20 protein-coding genes, 1 pseudogene and 2 riboswitches are annotated in these 19279 nt (G+C 72.2%); of the genes and pseudogenes, 8 read left to right on the forward strand and 13 right to left on the reverse strand.

Features of this window, described 5'->3' with window-relative positions; genetic code table 11:
* Positions 1–83: 83 nt before the first annotated feature.
* Together FV233_RS22015 and FV233_RS31290 are read right to left on the reverse strand one after the other, a co-directional pair.
* The gene (locus FV233_RS22015) at positions 84–335 is read right to left on the reverse strand and encodes a hypothetical protein (RefSeq protein ID WP_147856945.1); all 252 of its coding nucleotides are present in this window, start codon (positions 333–335) and stop codon (positions 84–86) included.
* Positions 336–503: 168 nt separating this feature from the next.
* Positions 504–803 (reverse strand): hypothetical protein, encoded by a 300-nt coding sequence (locus tag FV233_RS31290; protein ID WP_238262326.1) that lies wholly within the window; start codon positions 801–803, stop codon positions 504–506.
* A gap of 14 nt (positions 804–817) precedes the next feature.
* Between FV233_RS31290 and FV233_RS31295 the strand changes: the two genes are divergently transcribed.
* Positions 818–988 carry a hypothetical protein gene (locus tag FV233_RS31295; RefSeq protein WP_238262328.1) on the forward strand — a complete coding sequence of 57 codons (171 nt, stop codon included), beginning with the start codon at positions 818–820 and terminating at the stop codon, positions 986–988.
* On the opposite strand, the gene FV233_RS22025 is transcribed toward FV233_RS31295, so the two are convergent.
* Positions 972–1409: a GFA family protein gene (locus tag FV233_RS22025; RefSeq protein ID WP_147856656.1), complete on the reverse strand. Its 438-nt coding sequence runs from the start codon at positions 1407–1409 to the stop codon at positions 972–974. The genes FV233_RS31295 and FV233_RS22025 overlap by 17 nt on opposite strands.
* 308 nt (positions 1410–1717) lie before the next feature.
* Between FV233_RS22025 and FV233_RS22030 the strand changes: the two genes are divergently transcribed.
* Entirely contained in the window at positions 1718–2056 is a 339-nt protein-coding gene (locus FV233_RS22030) for a carboxymuconolactone decarboxylase family protein (RefSeq protein ID WP_147856655.1), read from the forward strand.
* A 57-nt stretch (positions 2057–2113) separates the two neighbouring features.
* Here the strand turns inward: FV233_RS22030 and FV233_RS22035 are convergent, their stop codons facing one another.
* Complete coding sequence (locus tag FV233_RS22035) at positions 2114–2449, reverse strand: hypothetical protein (protein ID WP_147856654.1); 336 nt, start codon at positions 2447–2449, stop codon at positions 2114–2116.
* A gap of 159 nt (positions 2450–2608) precedes the next feature.
* Positions 2609–2712, forward strand: a riboswitch (glycine riboswitch).
* Positions 2713–2715: 3 nt separating this feature from the next.
* Positions 2716–2829: riboswitch (glycine riboswitch) on the forward strand.
* 69 nt (positions 2830–2898) lie between these two features.
* Here FV233_RS22035 and FV233_RS22040 point away from each other — a divergent pair.
* Entirely contained in the window at positions 2899–4173 is a 1275-nt protein-coding gene (locus FV233_RS22040) for a D-amino acid dehydrogenase (RefSeq protein ID WP_147898776.1), read from the forward strand.
* 135 nt (positions 4174–4308) lie between these two features.
* On the opposite strand, the gene FV233_RS22045 is transcribed toward FV233_RS22040, so the two are convergent.
* Together FV233_RS22045 and FV233_RS22050 are read right to left on the reverse strand one after the other, a co-directional pair.
* A complete protein-coding gene (locus tag FV233_RS22045) occupies positions 4309–4722 on the reverse strand; it encodes a type II toxin-antitoxin system VapC family toxin (protein WP_147856652.1) in 414 nt (137 codons plus the stop codon).
* On the reverse strand, positions 4719–5006 hold the full coding sequence (locus FV233_RS22050) for a type II toxin-antitoxin system Phd/YefM family antitoxin (protein ID WP_147898777.1): 288 nt from the start codon (positions 5004–5006) through the stop codon (positions 4719–4721). Before FV233_RS22050 ends, FV233_RS22045 begins: the two co-directional genes overlap by 4 nt.
* Positions 5007–5345: 339 nt before the next feature.
* Between FV233_RS22050 and FV233_RS22055 the strand changes: the two genes are divergently transcribed.
* The 5 genes and pseudogenes from FV233_RS22055 to FV233_RS22075 all read left to right on the forward strand — a co-directional run bounded on the left by FV233_RS22055 (position 5346) and on the right by FV233_RS22075 (position 11509).
* Positions 5346–6479, forward strand: a complete 1134-nt coding sequence (locus FV233_RS22055; protein WP_147898784.1) for a pyridoxal-phosphate dependent enzyme — start codon at positions 5346–5348, stop codon at positions 6477–6479.
* Between the two features lie 53 nt (positions 6480–6532).
* Positions 6533–7654: a DSD1 family PLP-dependent enzyme gene (locus FV233_RS22060; protein WP_147898778.1), complete on the forward strand. Its 1122-nt coding sequence runs from the start codon at positions 6533–6535 to the stop codon at positions 7652–7654.
* Positions 7655–7842: 188 nt separating this feature from the next.
* Positions 7843–8790 carry an ornithine cyclodeaminase family protein gene (locus FV233_RS22065; RefSeq protein ID WP_147898785.1) on the forward strand — a complete coding sequence of 316 codons (948 nt, stop codon included), beginning with the start codon at positions 7843–7845 and terminating at the stop codon, positions 8788–8790.
* An 84-nt stretch (positions 8791–8874) separates the two neighbouring features.
* Complete coding sequence (gene cobF, locus FV233_RS22070; protein ID WP_147898779.1) at positions 8875–9630, forward strand: precorrin-6A synthase (deacetylating); 756 nt, start codon at positions 8875–8877, stop codon at positions 9628–9630.
* Positions 9631–9848: 218 nt separating this feature from the next.
* Positions 9849–11509 (forward strand): annotated as a pseudogene (locus tag FV233_RS22075) (DEAD/DEAH box helicase).
* 997 nt (positions 11510–12506) lie between these two features.
* On the opposite strand, the gene FV233_RS22080 reads toward FV233_RS22075, so the two are convergent.
* The 7 genes from FV233_RS22080 to FV233_RS22105 form a co-directional block, all read right to left on the reverse strand.
* Positions 12507–13910, reverse strand: coding sequence for an FAD-binding oxidoreductase (locus FV233_RS22080; RefSeq protein WP_147898780.1), 1404 nt, complete (start codon positions 13908–13910; stop codon positions 12507–12509).
* Between the two features lie 66 nt (positions 13911–13976).
* Positions 13977–14459 carry a nucleoside deaminase gene (locus FV233_RS22085; protein WP_147857103.1) on the reverse strand — a complete coding sequence of 161 codons (483 nt, stop codon included), beginning with the start codon at positions 14457–14459 and terminating at the stop codon, positions 13977–13979.
* 133 nt (positions 14460–14592) lie between these two features.
* Positions 14593–14733, reverse strand: a complete 141-nt coding sequence (locus FV233_RS30570; RefSeq protein WP_187278197.1) for a hypothetical protein — start codon at positions 14731–14733, stop codon at positions 14593–14595.
* Positions 14734–15012: 279 nt separating this feature from the next.
* Positions 15013–15996: an antibiotic biosynthesis monooxygenase gene (locus tag FV233_RS22090; protein ID WP_147857104.1), complete on the reverse strand. Its 984-nt coding sequence runs from the start codon at positions 15994–15996 to the stop codon at positions 15013–15015.
* Between the two features lie 418 nt (positions 15997–16414).
* On the reverse strand, positions 16415–17551 hold the full coding sequence (locus FV233_RS22095) for a hypothetical protein (RefSeq protein ID WP_147898781.1): 1137 nt from the start codon (positions 17549–17551) through the stop codon (positions 16415–16417).
* A 152-nt stretch (positions 17552–17703) separates the two neighbouring features.
* Positions 17704–18744, reverse strand: a complete 1041-nt coding sequence (locus tag FV233_RS22100; RefSeq protein ID WP_147898782.1) for a patatin-like phospholipase family protein — start codon at positions 18742–18744, stop codon at positions 17704–17706.
* A gap of 119 nt (positions 18745–18863) precedes the next feature.
* Positions 18864–19279: efflux RND transporter permease subunit (locus tag FV233_RS22105; protein WP_147898783.1), on the reverse strand; the 416-nt coding region annotated here is incomplete at its 5' end.

Genomic DNA, 19279 nt, shown 5'->3' on the forward strand with positions numbered 1-19279 from the left:
TCATCGGACCGTCCCGGTTCGTGGCGACGCATCTGGTCATGCCACGCAGACCTCGCATCGCTGCCCGCCGGAATCCAGCCCCGTCAGACCTTCCGGGACATCCCGGAGCCGGCATGCACCACCCGCCCCCGCACCCGGTCCCGGCGCTTGGACTGCCGGTGCGCCTGCCAGACGAGGATCCCGGTGGCGAGCCGGTCCAGGAGGAGCAGGGACAGGCTGCCGATGATCGCCAGCACGCAGACGGCGCCGATCAGGACGCCCCAGATCCCGGGGGCCGGGATAATCATCAGGCACAGCAGGCCGAACACCGCCGCCCCGGGGATCCATCGCGCCATCGTGCCGCCCGTCTTCGATAAGGGTCCCTCCTCATGGATAAACCCCGGGAAGAAGACGCTGATGTATGTTTTAATCTCTATTTGCCGGTCGTTGTGCCTGAAAGCATGGTTTACATTCAATTTCGTCGGTCGATTGCAAGTCTAGTTCTCGTCTCGAGCCGTTCCGGCTCAGCGGTGGCCGCGAGCCGGCCTTCCGGGGCGTGCGCGGGATGCCCCGGAGCGTGCCGGCGGGGGCGGGGGCCTCCGGAGGACCTCGACGCCCTGGCGGCGCATGACGGCATCGGGATCCTGCGCGACCGCCACGTCGAGCCCTGGCGCTTCCAGGCCGAGGGCCGGCGCGTGCAGGTTCCGGATCGCGCCCGGCTCCGGGTCGGCCATGTCGAGGCGGCGCTGCTGGCGGCCCGGGCCGGGCTCGGCCTCGCGCAGCTGCCGCTGTGGCTGGCGCGGCCGCTCCTGGAGGAGGGGCATTGGAGGAGGGGCATTTGGAGGAGGGGCGTCTGCGGCCGGTCCTGGCGGAGCACGCGCCGGCCGGCCTGCCGATCCACCTGGTCTGGCCGACCGACAGCCTGATGACCGCCCGCCTCCGGCTGGCGATCGACGCCCTCGCGGCCGGGCTGCCGGCCGCGCCGGAGCCTCTTACGCCGCCGGGATGAACCGCAGCGTGCCGGCCCGGCGGGTCGGCTGGCCGGTGTCGCTGGTGTGGTTGACCCCGTCCATGACCGGCACCGCGGGGAAGTCGAACGGGCTGACCCCGTCGAGGCAGGCCACGTTCACGGCGTAGAGGTCTTGGTTCGAGCGCCGCTGGTGGTGGGTGTAGATCCCGCAGCGGGAACAGAAGAAGTGCTCCGCCGTCCCGGTGTGGAAGCGGTAGCGGGTCAGCGTCTCCGCGCCCGCCAGGATCTCGACCCCGCCGGCCTCCGCCATCGCGACGACGGCACCGCGCATCCGGCAGTAGGAGCAGGTGCAGCGGCGGATCGAATCGAAGCCGTCGCCGAGGGTCGCCCGGAAGCGCACCGTGCCGCAATGGCACTGGCCGGACCGGATGGTGGCCCGGTCGATGGCTTGGTCGGTCATGGCGCCTGTCCTGTTCCGATCGCCGCCGGGTCCGGTCCGGCCGGGCGCGTGCCTCCGGCGACCGCGCTCACCGTCGCGCCGGGGGTAGCCCCGGGATCCGGGCCGGACAATCCCTGAAAAGCGCGCGCGTCGCGTGAGGAAAAGGCACGCTGGGGTTCCCGATCGGGGCCGCGCCGCCCGGTTTGCCGAGGGCGGGGACGCGGATTGCCATCCCGAAGCTTCATCTGTACCTACTAGTTGGTAGGCGGTGCAGCAGGCGCCGCCGCGGCAACGGCTCCCGAGAGAGCCGCGTTCGGAGGAACACCGGGATGGAGAATTGGAACGGCTACCGGGGCGAGCTGATGGCCACGCTGGGTCAGATCGGCCAGATCAGCCCGGACCTGCTGCACGCCCACGATAAGCTGGCCTCGGCCCAGCCGAAGGTGCCGCAGCTCGACGCCAAGACCCGGGAGCTCATCGCCCTCGCGGTGGCGGTGACGACCCGGTGCGACGGCTGCATCGCCTTCCACACCGACGCCGCCCGGAAGGCCGGCGCGACGAAGGAGGAGATGGTCGAGGCGCTGGGCGTCGCCGTCGCGCTGAATGCCGGCGCGGCGCTGGTCTACAGCGCCCGGGCCTTCGACGCCTTCACGCGCGATCCGGGCTGAGCGGCCCGCGACCGGGGCGCTGCCGCGGGGGCGCCCCGGACCCGGCCGTCGCGCGCCCTATCCCGCCACGTCCAGGCTGCGGGCCTCGCTCACGAGGTGGTAGAACCGCCCGTCGAACATCTGCATCACCGCCTCGGTGGCGGCGTGGGATTCCGGCCGGATCGACGAGGCCAGGCAGGCGTCGAGCGCCGCCTGATCCAAAAAATCCATCTCCAGGATCATGGCGATCGGCCGGGCGTCGGCATCCTTGGAGACCAGGCGCTGCACCCGCACCGCGGTCACCCCCGGGAAGCGCCGCCAGAACGGCTCCAGCTCGTCCCGGACCCGGCGGAAGAACGCGTCGTCCTGGCCGTCGCGCACCGTGCCCTCGTAGATCGCGGTCCTGGTCAGCATCGGGCGTCTCCACAGGTTCGAGCGGTCAACCGGCGAGCGCCGGGTTCGCTCCGCCGGGTTCGCTCCCGCCGGGTGACAGGGCGGCCGCGCTGTCGGCCGGCGCGGTGTTCCCGGCCTTCACCCGGGCGGGCGAATCGGGGTATCGCATCCTCAGCCCATCGCGACGATGCGGGAGAGACCGGGATCCGCCCACCAGAGGGGGACCCGGCGCCGACGGAGCAACCGCCCCGGAAACTCTCAGGCACCGGAACCGTGTCGTCAGGGCGATCTGGAGAGCGGTGCAGCGGATCCTTTCGGGTCCGTGGGTACCCGCCGAAGGGGACGTCCGCGCCAGCCTCGCCAGGGCCGGCCGGATCAAGCTCTCAGGCACCGGGACAGATGGGGCGCGAAAACCGGCCGACCCGCAGGGGGAGGGCCTCACCGCGTCCGCACGTCCCGGAGTCCCCATCATGACCCACATCGCCGTCATCGGCGCCGGCATCACCGGCGTGACCACCGCCTACGCGCTCGCCCGGCGCGGCTACAGCGTCACCGTCCTCGACCGGCAGCGCTACGCCGCCATGGAGACCTCCTTCGCCAACGGCGGCCAGCTCTCGGCCTGCAACGCCGAGGTCTGGAACAAGCTCTCCACCGTGCTCCACGGCGTCCAGTGGATGCTGCGCCGCGACGCGCCGCTGCTGATGAACCCGGCCCCGTCCTGGCACAAGCTGTCCTGGATGGCGGAGTTCATGCGCGAGATCGCCCATTACCGGCAGAACACCGTTGAGACCGTGCGGCTGGCCCTCAAGGCCCGCACCGCCCTGTTCGCCATGGCCGAGGCCGAGGGCATCAACTTCGACCTGAAGACCCGCGGCATCCTGCACTTCTACCGGGACCGGGCGAGCTTCGAGAAGGCGCACGCCGTCAACGCCCTGCTGCGGGAGGGCGGGCTCGAGCGCTACGCCGTGACCCCGGAGGAGATCCGGGCGATCGAGCCGACGCTGGCCGGCGCCTACGCGGGCGGCTTCTTCACGCCCTCGGACGCCACCGGCGACATCCACACCTTCACCCGGGGCCTCGCCGCCGCCTGCGCCCGCAGGGGCGTCCGCTTCGTCCACGACGCCAGCGTCGAGACGATCGCGGCCGGGGCGGGGGGCTACGCCATCGGCTGGCGCAGAACCGATCATCTGGCCGACCGCCCGGCCGCCGCCCCGCAGGCCCTGACCGCCGACGCGGTGGTGATCTGCGCGGGCTGCGCCAGCCGGCGCTTCGCCGCGATGCTCGGGGACCGGGTCAACGTCTACCCGGTGAAGGGCTACTCGATCACCGTGAATTTGCTGACCCCGGAGGCGCAGGCTGCGGCCCCGGAGGTCAGCATCCTCGACGAGGCGGCCAAGATCGTCACCAGCCGGCTCGGCGACGCGCGCCTGCGGGTCGCCGGCACCGCCGAGTTCAACGGGTTCAACCGCGACATCCGGCACGACCGGGTGCAGCCGCTGATCGACTGGACCCGGGAGCAGTTCCCGCTTGTCGACACCGACCGGGTGGTGGCCTGGAGCGGCCTGCGGCCGATGCTGCCGAACATGCTGCCCAAGGTCGGGCGCGGCCGCCGGCCCGGCGTGTTCTACAACACCGGCCACGGCCATCTCGGCTGGACCCTCTCGGGCGCCACCGCCGAACTCGTCGCCGAGGCGGTGGCCGCCGAGCATGCCCCGGAGGCCGCGGGCCTGGATCTGGCGGCCTAGGGCATCGCCCCGAAAAGTGGTTGCCGGATTTCGGAAAAGGTGATGCACATTCAAAGACCTGGCGCATCATGCCGGTTCCGATATCCGGCACGATGCGCCAGGGCATCGTCCCGAGCGATGTGGGCCGGGACGCCTTCAGATCGACAGCGGGACGCCGCAGGAAGACGCGGCGGCCCGCAGAGCCGCGTCCCGTGTCGCCAGGGGCAGCCCATGACGGATCGCCAGTTCGAGATAGCTCGCGTCGTAGGCCGTCAGCCGGTGCGCCTGGGCGAGCACGAGGGTCTCCGTCCAAGCCCGCTCCGGCGAGGGCGGGTCGATCCGGACCGGCAGGTCGCCCAGGATGGTCAGGGCCTGCCGGCGTTCGGCCGCCGTGATGCGCTGGCGCCGCTCGGCCATGAGCATGACGTTGGCGACCTCGAACGGCCACAGGGCCGGAACCGTGGCGCCGGCTTGCGCCACCCGGTCGAGCAGGGCGTCCGTGGCTGCGTCGCCCTCGTCCGGCAGGATCCAGCACAGGGCGGCGGAGCAGTCGAGAACGCAGGCGCTCACCGCCGGCCTTCGTCGCGCAGCGCCCTCATCTCCGCCGCGTCGAACCGCACGCCCCGCGCGGCGATGCCGGCTCGCAGGGCGCGGAGCGCCGCGACGGCCGCCCGCGGAGGATCCGGCGACTCGGCAGCTGGCGGCTCTGCCGGCAACTCGGCTGGCAACTCGGCTGGAATGAGGCGGGCCACGGCCTTGCCGCGGCGCGTGATGACCACCTCGTGCCCGCGCTCGACTTGGTCGAGGAGGGCACCGAGCCGATTCCTGGCATCGAGGACGCTGACGGGATCCATGCGATCATCTAGAGCCGTTCCCGATCGCGTTGCAATCGGGAACGGCTCTAAGTCTTTGATTCCACGCGCTCGCTTGCGCCGAACCGGTATCCACTTCGGCGGCGAGCGCTCTAGCCAGAGGCCTCGCGGTAGGACAAGCGATCCCGGTCGCCGTCCAGGACGGGGCATGGCGGCTGGACTCTCGCGGGCGCCAGCGCCGAGCTTTTGGCCGAGGTGGACCTGGGCGAAACGCGCCCGCCGTTTCGGCGGAACGGACGGCGCGCTTCCTAAGATAATTATGTATACACTACTCGAGCCGCCCCGGATCCCCGAGCCGTGATGCGCATGCCTGCTCCCGATATGCCCCCTGCCTATGTCGACCCCGCCACCGGCGCCTCCCACCCGATCGAGATCCCGCGCTGGCGGGGCGATTCGGGCGGGCCGCTGATGATCTCGCCGCTGCCCGGGATCGACCGGGGGCAGATCGACACCGGGCAGCGCTCGCTCTGGCGCTACGCGGCGGCGCTGCCGGTGGCGGTCACGGATCCGGTCTCGCTGGGGGAGGGCTGCACGCCGCTGGTGCGCCGGCCCTGGCGGGGGCGCCACGCCCATTTCAAGCTCGAATGGTTCGCCCCCTCGGGCAGCTTCAAGGATCGCGGCGCCTCCGTGATGCTGTCGATCCTGCGCCAGCAGGGCATCGACGCGGTGCTGGAGGATTCGTCCGGCAACGGCGGCGCCGCGGTGGCGACCTACGCGGCCGCGGCCGGGATGCGGGCCAAGATCCTGGTCCCGGCTTCGACCTCGCCGGCCAAGACCGTGCAGATGCGCGCCGCCGGCGCCGAGGTCGAGCTGATCCCCGGCACCCGCCAGGACACCGCGGACGCGGCCATCCGGCAGGCCGACACGATCTTCTACGCCAGCCACAACTGGCAGGCGCATTTCCTCCAGGGCACCAAGACGCTCGCCTACGAGCTGTGGGAGGACCTCGGATTCACCGCCCCCGACGCCGTGATCATCCCGTGCGGGGCGGGCAGCAACGTGCTCGGCTGCGACATCGGCTTCTCGGAGCTGCTGCGCCGGGGCGCGATCGCCCGGCTGCCCCGCCTCTACGCGGTGCAGCCGGCCCGGTGCGCGCCCCTGCATGCCGGCTTCCAGGCGCAGGCCGAGGACTTTCTGCCGGTCACCCCGGGCCCGACGCTGGCCGAGGGCGCCTCCATCGCCCAGCCGGTGCGCGGCCGGGCGGTGCTGGCGGCGCTCCGCCGGTCCGGGGGCGGCACCGTGGCGGTCTCGGAGCCGGCGATCGAGGCGGCGCTGATGGAGCTCGCCCGCTCCGGCCTCTACGTCGAGCCGACCTGCGCGATGGCCGCGGCGGCGCTGACCGACCTGACCGCCAGCGGCGCGATCGGGCCCGACGAGACCGTCGTGGCGGTGCTCACCGGCACCGGCATCAAGGCGACGCCGCGCATCGCCGAGCTTTTGGGTCTCGCCCCGTGACCCGCTGACACGACCGCGAAACGAAAAAACGCCCGACCAGGAGGAGACACCCCATGCGCAACAACATTCCCGCCCGCGTCGGCATGCCGGTGGAGGAGGTCGACACCCCCTGCCTGATGGTCGATCTCGACGCGTTCGAGCGCAACGTCGACACGCTCGGCCGCTTCATGAAGGAGAACGGCCTGCGCCACCGCGCCCATGCCAAGACGCACAAGTCCTCCGACATCGCGACCGTGCAGATCGAGCGGGGCGGCGCCTGCGGGGTCTGCTGCCAGAAGGTCAGCGAGGCCGAGGCCCTGGTGAGCGCCGGCATCCGCGACGTGCTGGTGTCGAACCAGGTGGTCGCGCCCCAGAAGATCGAGCGCCTGGCGGCCCTGGCCAAGCGGGCGCGGGTGCTGGTCTGCGTCGACGACCCCGGCAACGTCGATGACCTGTCGGCGGCCGCCGTGAAATACGGCGTCACCCTCGAGGCCCTGGTGGAGATCGATGTCGGCGCCGGCCGCTGCGGCGTCGCCCCCGGCGAGCCCGCGGTGGCGATCGCGAAAAAGATCGCGGCGGCGCCGGGGCTGAAATTCGCCGGGCTGCAGGCCTATCAGGGCCGGGCGCAGCACGTGCGCGACTACGCCGAGCGCAAGGCCCTGATCCAGACGGCGATCGACGACACGAAGCGCACCGTCGACCTGCTGAAGGCCGAGGGGCTCGCCTGCGACATCGTCGCGGGCGCCGGCACCGGCAGCTTCGCCCTGGAGGGCGGCAGCGGCGTCTACAACGAGCTGCAATGCGGCTCCTACGTGTTCATGGACGCCGACTACCAGCGGGTGAAGGACGCGAGCGGCCAGCCGATCGGCGACTTCGAGAACAGCCTGTTCATCGTCACGTCGATCATGAGCAAGGCCAAGGCCGATGTCGCGATCTGCGACGCCGGCCTGAAGGCCCAGAGCATCGACAGCGGCCTGCCCCTGGTGTTCGGCCGGAGCGACGTGGAATACGTCAAGTGTTCGGACGAGCACGGGGTGATCAGCGATCCCGGCAACGTGCTCAAGCTCAACGACCGCCTGAAGCTGATCCCGGGCCATTGCGACCCGACCGTCAACGTCTACGACTGGTATGTCGGGGTGCGGGACGGCCGGGTCGAGGCGGTCTGGCCGGTCACCGCCCGCGGCATGACGTTGTAGGGTAGGGGGCGGCTCCCACCCATCCCCCTCATCCTGAGGTGGCCGCGCCAGCGGCCCTCGAAGGAGGGCTCCAGAGGTCGCGCGGCCGCTGGAGGGCTCCTTCGAGGCCGGGCGATCGTCGATCGCCCGGCACCTCAGGATGAGGGCGCGGATGGGAGAGGCCGAATCACAGGAAAGGCTTGCCGCTCATGCGCTTCATCTCGGAAGAGGAATCCGCCGCCCTGGTCGATCACGCCCTGGCGTTCGCGGCGGCCCGGGAGGCGCTGATCGCCGCGGTCGCACCGGGCACCACCCTGTTCCCGGCGGTGCTCGGGCACGGCTCGGAGCCGGCCAACCGGTTCTCGATCAAGTCGGGATCGACGGCCGCCTATGCCGGCCTGAAGGTCGGCTCGTTCTGGCCGGGCAACCCGGACCGGGGCCTGCCGCGGCACAATTCGGTGATCCTGCTGTTCGACCAGGATGTCGGCCGGGTCGACACGGTGATCGAGGCGGGCCGCGTCAACGCCTACCGCACCGCCGCCGCCGACGCGGTGGCGGCCAGCGTCCTGGCCCGGCCGGATTCGGCGGTGCTCGCCGTGTTCGGGGCCGGCAACCAGGCGGAATTCGAATGCGCGGCGCTCGCCCGGATCCTGCCGATCCGGACCGTGCTGGTGGTGGCGCGGGATCACGATAAGGTCGCGGGGTTTGCCGAGCGCCTGCGGGGGCAGGGGGCCGCGGTCGAGGTGCGGGCGGCCGACCCGCAGGAGGCCTGCCGGGCCGCCGACGTGATCGTGACGGCCACGCCCGCCCGGGCGCCGCTGTTCGAGGCCGATTGGGTCCGCCCCGGCACCCATGTCGCCGCCATGGGGGCGGATGCCAAGGGCAAGCAGGAGCTGCCCCCGGCCCTGCTCGAGCGGGCGGCCCTCTACTGCGACCTGCCCGAGCAGTCGCGCACCATCGGCGAGTTCCAGCACGCCCCCGCGGCGGCGGAGCTGCGGGCGATCGGCGCCGTGCTGGGGAGCGGGCAGGGGGCCCGGACCGACCCCGAGGCGATCACGGTGTTCGATTCCTCCGGCATCGCCCTCCAGGACCTGACCATCGCCCGGGCGATCCTGGCAAAATGGGTTTCCAAAGGGCATGAGCCCTTTGGCGGGTAATCAGGGCGGAGCCCCGATGACGACGAGCAGGGCGCCGCCCTGCACCCGCAAAAGGTCGGGGACCTTTTGAAACCGGGATTTCGCATGCAGGACCGTCAGATCCGGGTCATCGGCATCGGCACGGGCGATCCCGAGCACCTGACCCTCCAGGCGGTGCGGGCGCTGGCCGATGTCGACGCGGTGTTCGTGCTCGACAAGCGCGCCGAGACCGCCGACCTCGTGGACATCCGCAAGCGGATCTGCGCCGCCCATATCCAAAAGCCCCACCGGGTCGTCACCGTCGAGGATCCGCCCCGGGAGCGCCGCCCGGCCGATTACGGCGCCACCGTCGAGGCCTGGCACGCGGCCCGGGCCGAGCGGCTGGAGGCGGCCTTCGCGGCGGAGCTCGAATCCGGGCAGGTCGGGGCGATCCTGGTCTGGGGTGACCCGGCCCTCTACGACAGCACCCTGCGGATCCTCGACCGCATCGCGTCGCGCGGGCGCCTCGCCCTGCGCTACGCCGTGATCCCCGGCCTCTCGAGCGTTCAGGTCCTGGCCGCCCGCCACGGCGTGCCGCTCAACGCCATCGGCGGCCCGGTGCTGATCACCACCGGGCGGCGCCTCGCCGCGGGCTGGCCCGAGGATGCTGAGAGCGTCGTGGTGATGCTCGACGGCGATCCGAGCTTCGCCGGCCTCGACCCGGCGCTGACGATCTACTGGGGGGCCTACCTCGGCAGCCCGGACGAGATCCTGGTCTCCGGCCGCCTCGGCACCGTCGGCGCCGAGATCCGGCGGGTCCGCGCGGAGGCCCGGGCGCGGCACGGCTGGATCATGGATATTTATTTGTTGCGCCGGCTCTGAGCGGGAGAGGCTGCGCCCCCGACCCCGGCGAGCTGCGCTGCGCGCGCGAATATCCCGATCTCGTCCCTCATCCTTCGAGGTCTCCGCTTCGCTTCGCCGCCTCAGGATAAGGGGAGGATGGGAGGACTCGGGCCAGCAGCGCGCCCCGCGAGAACGCCGGCCCCCGCCGTGACCCCGCCGCCACGGACAGGACGGCCCGACCCGGCTAGACCGCCGCCATGCTGCGCTTGCGGGACTACCAGCGCGCCAGCCTCGACGCGCTCGCGGCCGCCTGGGGGCGGGGAGGGGGCGACGCGGCGGCGCCCGGCCATCTGGTCGTGCTGCCCACCGGGGCCGGCAAGGCCCTGGTCATCGCCGCCCTCGCCCGGGAGGCGGTGACACAAAACCCCCTCGCCCGGGTGGCGATCGTCACCCACAGCCGCGAACTCGTCGCCCAGAACTTTTCGGAGTTGACCCGCTACTGGCCGGAGGCGCCGGCCGGCATCTTCTCCGCCGGGCTCGGGCGCCGGGAGGCCGGCGCGCAGGTCCTGGTCTGCGGCATCCAGTCCGTGGCCGACCGGCTCGACGCGGTGGGCCCGCGCGACCTCGTGATCGTGGACGAGGCGCACCTGATCCCGCGGGCCGCCCACACCCGCTACGGCCGGTTCCTGGCCGGCCTGCGGGCGCTCGCCCCCGGGATGCGGGTGGCGGGCTTCACCGCGACCCCCTACCGGCTCGATTCCGGCCGCCTCGACGCCGGCGCGGGCCGCCTGTTTTCCGGGATCGCCTACGAGGCCGATACCGGCGACCTGATCCGCCGGGGCTTCCTGGCGCCCCTCGTCTCCAAGGCGACCCTCACCCAGCTCGACGTCTCCGGGGTCGGCCGGCGCGGGGGCGACTACATCCCGGGGGAGCTGGAGGCGGCGGTCAACCGCGACTGGATCACCCGGGCCGCCGTGGCGGAGCTGGCGGAATACGGCGGCCGGCGCCGGGCCTGGCTCGCCTTCTGCGCCGGCCTCGCCCATGCCGACGCCGTGCGCGACGCGGTGCGGGCCGAGGGGTATTCCTGCGAGACCGTCTCGGGCGAAACGCCCCGCCGGGAGCGCGACCGGATCGTGTCGGCGTTCCGGGCTGGAAAAATCCGCTGCCTGACCTCGGTGGGCGTGCTCGGCACCGGCTTCAACGCCCCGGAGGTCGACCTCGTGGCGCTGCTGCGCCCGACCCGCAGCACCGGCCTCTACGTGCAGCAGGTCGGCCGGGCGCTGCGCTGCGCCCCCGGCAAGGCCGACGCGCTGATCCTCGACTATGCCGGCCTGGTGCGGATGCACGGGCCGGTGGACGCCGTCACGGCGCAGAGTGCCGCTCAGGTGCTCGGCGGGGCAGGGGGGCTGCGTGCAAAACCCTGCCCCGGCTGCGGCGCCCTGATCGCCCTGAACGCCTCCACGTGCGAGGCCTGCTGGACCGAGCCGGAGGACGAGGCCGACCCGGCCGCCCTGCACGACGCCGCGGCCGAGGACGCATTGCCGATCCTGTCGGCCGAGATCGTGCCGGCCGCCGAGCCCGCCGGCCCTGCCCCGGAGGCGAAGGCGGAGGCGCCCTGGCATCCGGTGACGGACCTGAGCCTGGAGGCCGCCCCGGACGGGCTCGACCTCGTGCTCGGCTGGCGGGACGGGGGCGCAGCGGCTACGAGCGGGAGAAGGCGGTGCTGTGGTGGCGCGGGCTCGGCGGCGGCCGCGACGCGCCGATGGATGCCGCCGGCTTCCTGGAGCGGGCCGATTCCCTGGCCCGGCCGGCGGCGATCCGGATCCGGCCGGGCCGGCTGTCGGACCAGATCGAGTGCCGCGCCCAGGACGGCCGGATCTTCGCCGACCAGAGCCGCCTCGCCGGGCGCGCCGCGTGACGCCGCGGGGAGGGCGCCTCATGCAGGGTCCCCGGACCGCCCTCGCCCGGTGGTCGCGGCGCGGAGCCGCGCTCCCGGTCCGCTGCGCCACCCGTCGGCTCCGCGGAAGGACGGGGCCGGCGATCCGGGCTTGGACCAGCCGGCCGCTGGCCCGGCCATCTGGCATGCCAGGCCCCCTCACCCGACCGTGCCGAGGCTATTGGTTCCATAATATATCTTATGCGAACTCTGGATGGGGGTAGCAGGAGGCGTTCCGGGTGGGTACGATCCAGTCCGAGGCTGGGCCTCACCATCACGGCGGCGGCCCCTGGATCGTGCCGGCTGCCGGCCTTGCAGCTTTGCCTTGCGGCTTGGCCTCGGCCGTCCCGGGACGCGCGTCCTCGAGCTGACGTGCTTGGGCTCCATTCGGCCCCGCCGGGCCTCTGAGCCCGCAGGCCCTGCGCCGCTTCGGTGGCATCGCCGCCGCGGCGAAGCCGCCGCCTGGATGAAGCGGCCCGGTGCGTGCGTCGTCGTGCGGAAGGTCCCGCGGCCGCATCCGTGCGGAACGCCCTGTCCGGGCGAGGGCGGTCCGCATTCCGGCCGGAGGCCCCTCCCCGCGGGCGCGTCATCGCTCCGACCGGGGCCGGGACCCGCTCGGGTTCGAGCATCGTCCCGAAGGATGGAGGCCGGCTTTCGGGTCGGAGGTGACGGTCGCGGGGCCTATCCCGCCCCCGGCCTCGTCGGGAGGTGCGCCGGAAGGCTGGTTCGAGGCGCACTGGCGCGGGCGTCTCAGGATGAGGCGCCTCGGATCGAGGGGCGACCGATCGGGACCGGGCGGGCGCCCGTCGCGGATCGTCGGTTCCGGTGCCCGGCACGATCTGGCCGGGGCGGGCGAGGCGGGACGGCCTCACGGGGCGCGGCGGGCGCTGCTCGCCGGTCTCTCACGCCCCTGCCCGGCTTCGCCCGGTGCCTGGCCCCCTGCCCCGCCCCGCGCATGGCGGTCCGGGAGCGCGGCCCGTCAGCCGGCGGGCGCCGCGTCGAACCCGTCATAATAGTCGAAGAAGACCCGCTCCGGGTCGTGCCGGCTGCGCAGGGCGCAGAGCCGCTGCCATTTCTCGGGCGTGAAGGCGCGCGCGACGCTATCCGGATTCTCGATCGTGTTGCTCTCGCCCAGGTAGCAGCCCACCGTGAACGGCCTCAGCGCCCCGACCATGGCCCGGTGCCAGTCCGTGTTGGTCCGGTCGTCGGCCGCCTCGTGCCACATCGTCCACGGGCCGCCATACACCGCCGAGGACATGGAGCAGGCCATGTCCTTCTGCGCGGCCGGGACATCGGGGCCGCAGAAGATCGTGAGCAGGAACACGCTCGTGGTCGACGGCGCCGACGGCAGCAGCGGCAGGACGGCCTCGATCAGGTCCCCGGGGCTGTGATTCGAATACGTCGCCTCGACCCGGGACCGGAGCCCGTCCGGCCACAGCGCGCCGGACATGTCGAACAGCTGCTCAAAGGTGAGCGGCACGGCGCGCTCCGTTGCGAGCGGCGCCACCGGCGCGCGGTCCAGGGGCTCCAGGGCGCGCCCGGCCGCCTCCGGCGTGTCCTCGAACGCCGTCCCGGTCACCATGCACAGCCAGCCGTCGTCGTCGGCGGCCGCCGCGCGCAGCGCCGGCGGCGCCTGGACGAGGAACTGGCTGAGCTCGACGCTGGGCGACACCTCCCGGGCGATCGCGCCGAGCCAGCGGCCGACCGCGGGGGCCTCCGCCAGACGGTAGTAATGGGTGCTGCCGTGGATCGCGCGCGGCAGCGCGTGAAGCTTGAGGTGGTACCGCGTGACGACGCCGAAGAAGCCCGGGCCGGCGCCGCGGGCGGCCCAGAAGAAATCCGGGTTCTCGGTCTGGCTGGCGCGGATTAGCGCGCCCTGCGCGGTGACCAGCTCGATGGCCTCCAGGTTCTCGGCGCCCAGCCCCCAGACCGTGGGGTTCCAGGCCATGCCGCCGCCCAGGAAGTAGCCGCTCGCCTTGACCTGCGGGCAATGGCCGGTGGGGAAGGCGAGCCCCAGCGGGTTGAGCGCCCGCTGGATGTCGCGGTTGCTGACGATCGGCCGGATCACCGCCCTGCGCTGCGCGGCGTCGATCGAGACGAAGCCCGTGAGATCCTGGAGGTCGATCAGCAGGCCGCCGGACCGCAGGGTCGGCTGGCACCAATTGTGGCCGCCGCCGCGGACGACCACCTTCAGCCCGTTCGCCCGGGCGAAGGTCACGGCCGCGACGACGTCGTCCTCGTCGGCCGCCCGCACCACGACATCCGGGGCGCGGTCCGGGATCAGCCGGTTCCAGAGGTTCGCGTGGGCCGCCTCCCGGAACTGCGGATCCCCCGCCGCGATCACGGAACCGCGGCAGGATCGTCTCAGGTTGTCGAGGGTCATGACCGCACCCGGCGCGAGGAATGGTTTCGGTCGGGCACGATCACGCCCCCCAGCCCTGTCGCAGGCTCAGTACGGCACCCGGTCTTCCTTCTCGGCGTACTTCTTCCAGACCTCGACGGCCTCGGCCCGCATGATCTGCTTGGCCGGGATCGCGCGGTCGCCGACGTCCTTCTTGAACTCGGCGTAGATCATGCTGTCGTCGAAGCCGCCATACGTGAGCGCGTCCTCGACCTGGGCGGCGTAGTAGATGTTCTTGACGCCGGCCCAGTAGGCGGCCGCCAGGCACATCGGGCAGGGCTCGGCGCTCGTGTAGAGCGTGGCGTTGCGGAGCTTGAAGCTCTTCTGCGTCGTGCAGGCCTTGCGGATCGCCTCGACCTCGGCGTGCCAGGTCGGATCGTTCTCCGCGACGACGCGGTTGGCGCCTTCCGCGATGATCTCGCCGTCCTGCACGATCACGCAGCCGAACACGCCGCCGGCGCTGTCGACCAGCGAGGTCTTCTCCGAGAGCGCGATCGCGCGGGCCATGAACTCTTCGTGCTTGTCAGCCATCGTCTCACTCCTCAAGGTTTTCGGTCGTATCGATCCGTGTCGGGTGTAATAATCACACCTTACCGGTCAATGAATAAACCAAACACGCAATCATATAATCTAAACAACCGCTGAATGGTCCGTGCCGTCGCTATCATGCCAGGGCGACATTCCGAATACAGCGGCGGATGACGGCGCGGCACGCATCGGTTGATCCGATGTCGTCGACCGTCATGACGCGGCGTCCATCAATTCCGGCGGCGAAGGACATGTCTCGATCGTCGCGAATCTCCATCGGGCCGAATGATCCGACGATAATCGTCAGATGAAAACAGGAAGCATGGATGCCAGATCCGCGTCAACACGGATCGGCCGCCGCGCCGGGCATGTGTGTCGCGCGGAAACCGGTCGCGCATTCACGCGGCGTCGCGGTCCTATTCGGTGCGATACTGTGTCCGATCCGGGGAAGACTTGACTCCGTAGGCCGGGGCCGGGCGGCGGAGATCGGGTCCGCCCGGACGCGTGAGACGCAGGGTCAAGAAAAACCGCAGTGCTCGCCGCGCCGGAGGGGCCGTCACACCAGCTTCCAGAACACCAGGATCATGACCGCGTAGGCGGCGACCAGCAATCCGGCGCCGAGACGGTTCGCGCGCCGGCGTTTCTCCGGGGCCGGTGCCAGCCACCAGCGGAGGTGCTGGGCGGTCCACGGCACCAGGCGCGACGTCAGGAGCACGCTGAAGACGTTCCCGATGAACAGCGCCACCGGGAAGTCGAGGCCGAGGGTCCGGGTGAGCAGCGGCGTGCCGACCAGCAGGCCCCACAGGAAGACCGTGGGATAGAGCGTCAGCACGACGATCATGTTCATCTTCCACGCCGCGGGCGCGGGGGCGCCCTCCGGCGCGACGTCGCGGAACCATTGCTCGAAGCCGCTATGGACCATGCGGGTGTGGAATTCCGCGGTCAGCGGCGCGGCTTCCTCGATCAGCGCCTGGCGCTCGGGGGACCCGAGCCAGGCCTGCAGGTTGGCGTCGCTGTCGAAGCGCAGGATCGCGACGTAATCCTCCTGCACCCCCGGCACCGCGGGCTCGAAGCGGTAGCCCTGCAGGCCGGTCGCCCTGGACTGGGCGGCCGCGACCTTCTGCTCCCATCGGAGGTACTGCGCCTCCATCCCGGGCTTCACGCGCGTGCTGATCACGGCCGAGACCGGGGCGGTCCGGGCGGCGCTGGCGTCGTCGGTGACGATGTGGACGTCGTCGCGCCCCACCAGCATCGCGGCGGCGCCGGAGATGCGGGATTGCCGCTCGGGCGAGACCAGCCAGGCCCGGGCGTGATCCAGGCTGGCGAACCGCTGCAGGATCACCCAGTCGACCTGAAGCGGCGGGCGCGGCGGCATCAGCCGCTGCTCGATGAAGCCGGGAAACCGGGCGATCACCGCGCTGGTGTCGCCCTGCCATTGCGCGAAGGCGTCGGCGCTCTCCGGCTTGACCGTCGTCTGCGTCACGATGCTGACGCTGCTACCGACGTTCGCGCTGCCGCTGCTGGTCCTGGGCTCGCTCACGAGGCGCCACGGGTCCGCGGCGGGGCCGGGCGGGCCGGCGCGTCCGCGCCGCACGACCGTGGAACCCGCAGGCGCCCGCCCGCCGGATTCCGGGCGGGCCCGGAACGTCCGGAGTTTTCCGTCGAACGCGCGCGCGCAACTCTCTGCATAGGCCCTCCCACGGCACGGCCGGCGGCTCGACGTGATGGAATCAGGATAGGCGGGCGCGGGCGGGGGAAGTCAATCTGCGCGGAAGAGTATCGGCCGTCTCCAATGTAAATACTGTTGTCTTGTATTAACGAATGTGGATTTTAATCATCAATCGGCGAAGACAGGTCTTCGCCGGATCCAATGTCCGGACGTCCGGCACGGTCGAGCGGTGATCCGGCCGGGAAGCGGATCGACTGAGACGGATCGTCAAAAGATAAACCGCGCGGCGTCACGGCAGCCGGGACCGCAGCCAGCCGAAGAGCGTCCGACCCGGGAACCGGGCCGGCGGCATCCGGAACGTGGGTGCGGCCGCCTCCTCCGGGATCGGCCCCTCGTGGAAGCGCGCGCCGAACGACCAGAACCGGTCCTGCCGCGTGCCGATCATGCCGAGCCCCACGGGCTCGCGCGCGACGCCCGGGCGCATCCGCCCGCCCGCCCAGACCCGCTGCCAGCAGTCCCGCCGCGACAGGTCGGCGTCGCGCCAGCCCAGGCGCCCATGGCCGGCGACCGCGAAGACCCGTTCGCCGGCGAACGCCTCCGGGATCCACACCCAGGTCGAGAACACGTAGGCCCGGTCGGTGCCGAGGCCGGAGGGGTCGACCGCCCGGGTGTAGGCGCTGAGCGCCGTCGCGGCGTGCCGCCCGGCATGCCGGCGCAGGCCGCCCGGCAAGGTCATGGCCGCCCCGAAGGCGCCCGCCCCGAACGCGGTCGGCGGCGCGCCGTGCTCCAGGGCGTAGGCGCTGTCGATCAGGTGGAGCCAGGGTTCGAGATCGATCTCCCAGGCCTGCGCGGTGGGGGCGAAGCGGCGCACCCCCCCTTCGATCACCCGGTCGGCGACCCGCCGGGCCGGCTCCGGGCGCCAGTCCGGCCCGGCCTCGACGACGCGCAGCAGCGTCGAGGGGCCGTGGGCCCAGACCGCCTCGGCCAAGCGCGCGAAGTCGGAATCCGGGGCGTCGCGGTCGACCTTGCGGACCAGGATCCTCGATCCGTCGGCGAGCTCGTCCAGCATCTTGCGCTTCAGGTGGGCGAGCCGGCCGTATTCGCGCTCCACCAGCACGTCCGGGTCGATCGAGCCGGCGGGATGGCCGGTGTTCGACCAGATGTTGTAGGCCACACTGCGGCAGTAGTAGGTGCCGCCGTCGCTGATCGCGATGCGCAGGTCCCCCGGCGCGCCGAAATCCGCAAATCCGCAGCGCAGGCCGCGGATCAGGTCCTCCATCGGCGTGTAGGCGAAGCGCAGCAGGCCCGACGGCTCGACCCCGCCGTAGCGCTGCACGAAGCCGAACTCGCAATTGCCGCCCAGGCTGCGAAACCCGTGGAGCCGCTCCGAAAGCCTCGCGGCCGCCGCGTTCCTGATCCCGGTCACTGTCGTCCGCTCTGATCCCGCCGCACCCCGCCGGGACAGATCGCGGCGTCCGCCCGGTTTTGTCCAGCCCCGCCCGCGCATGGGGGCGGGGCGCGGCCGGCCCGGGAGGAGGGGCCCCCACCCGCCAGGGCCGTGGAGTCCCCTCCCCGGCCTCAGGGCGCGATCGCGGCCTCCAGGGTCTGCAGGCTCGAATCGGCGCCGATCGCGTGGCCGCTCTCGGCCAGCCAGCGCTCGGCGGTGGCACGGCCGAGGTCGCGCAGGGCGCCGATCGTCGACCAGCGGGTGTCGAGCTTGCTGATCTCGCCCCCGGCCAGCTCGCAGGGCGCCTGGAGCAGGTGGATGTTGATGTCGGCCACCGCCCGCATCCGGGCGTCCCGGGTGTCCGTCTCCCGGGCGTAGCGCTGCAATTCGGTCAGCGCCTTCAGGTCGCGCATCAGGCAGGCGTTGAAGCTGATGTCGCTGACCCGCCCGGCGATCTCGGAGGGCAGCAGGCCGATCGCGTCGGTCACGAACGGCGTCAGCTGCAGGACGATCAGGTCGGTGGCGCCGTGGCCGTTGAAGACCAGCGGCTCCAGGGCGGGGTTGGCGGCGTAGCCCCCGTCCCAGTAGCGCCGGCCGTCGATCTCCACCGGGGCGAACAGTTCCGGCAGGCACGAGGACGCCATCAGGGCCTTCAGGGTGACCTCGGGGCCGGTGAACAGCTGCGCCGCGCCGGTCAGGATGTCGGTGGCCGAGACGTAGAGCGGCACCCGCTCCTGCCGGGCCACGGTGTCGAGGTCGATGCTGGCCCGCACCACCGCCTGGAACAGGTGCATGTCGCGCAACGTCGGCAGGAATGGCGAGACGTAGGCCGAGGCCTCGCGGAACAGCGCCAGGGACCGGGCGACGAACGGGTCCAGGAAGGGGGCCACGTACGGCTCGAACGTGGTGCCGAACCCTTCGAAGCCGCGCAGGGGCGAGCGCTCGGCGGTCGCCCGCCACAGCCGCTCCAGGGCCTCCCGGCCGCCCTCGTCGCCGCCGGTGGCCAGGCCCGCCACCAGGGCCGCGCCGTTCAGCGCGCCGGCGCTGGCGCCGCTGACCGCGACGATCTCGATATGCTCCTCCAGCAGCCGGTCGATCACGCCCCAGCCGTAGGCCCCGTAGGAGCCGCCACCCTGGAGCCCGAGGGCCACGCGCGGTTTCATCTGTGTCATCGTCCCTGCCGATCCTGGGCCTGCCGATCCTGCGCCTGCCGCGCCTGAGCGGGAACGCGTCGGCGCCCGGATTGCTGCACCGCCGCGGACCGGTCCGACGCCGCAGGCTCGGGCCCGCCTCAGGCGGCCCGGGACTCCGCGTCCAGCCCCCTCCCCGGCCCCGGAGCCCGGAACCGGGCGAAGCGCAGGGCGAGCTCGGGCAGGATCGCCAGGGTGAGCAGCGTCGCGGTGACCAGGCCGCCCAGGATCACCAGCGCCATCGGGCCCTCGATCTCCCGGCCGGGCTCGCCCGCCCCCAGCGCCAGCGGCAGCAGGCCGAGGCCGGTGACCAGGGAGGTCATCAGGATCGGCACCATCCGGTCGGCGGCGCCCTCCACGGCGGTGGCCCGGTCCCAGGGGCGGCCCGCCTGCACCATCTGCTCGTAATGGGCGATCATCATCACGCTGTTGCGCAGGCTGATCCCCGACAGGGTGACGAAGCCGACGATCGAGCCCAGGGACAGCACGCCCCCGGTGAGCACGATCGCGACCACCC

Source organism: Methylobacterium sp. WL7 (assembly GCF_008040085.1).
In the GTDB taxonomy this organism is placed as follows: Bacteria; Pseudomonadota; Alphaproteobacteria; order Rhizobiales; family Beijerinckiaceae; genus Methylobacterium; species Methylobacterium mesophilicum.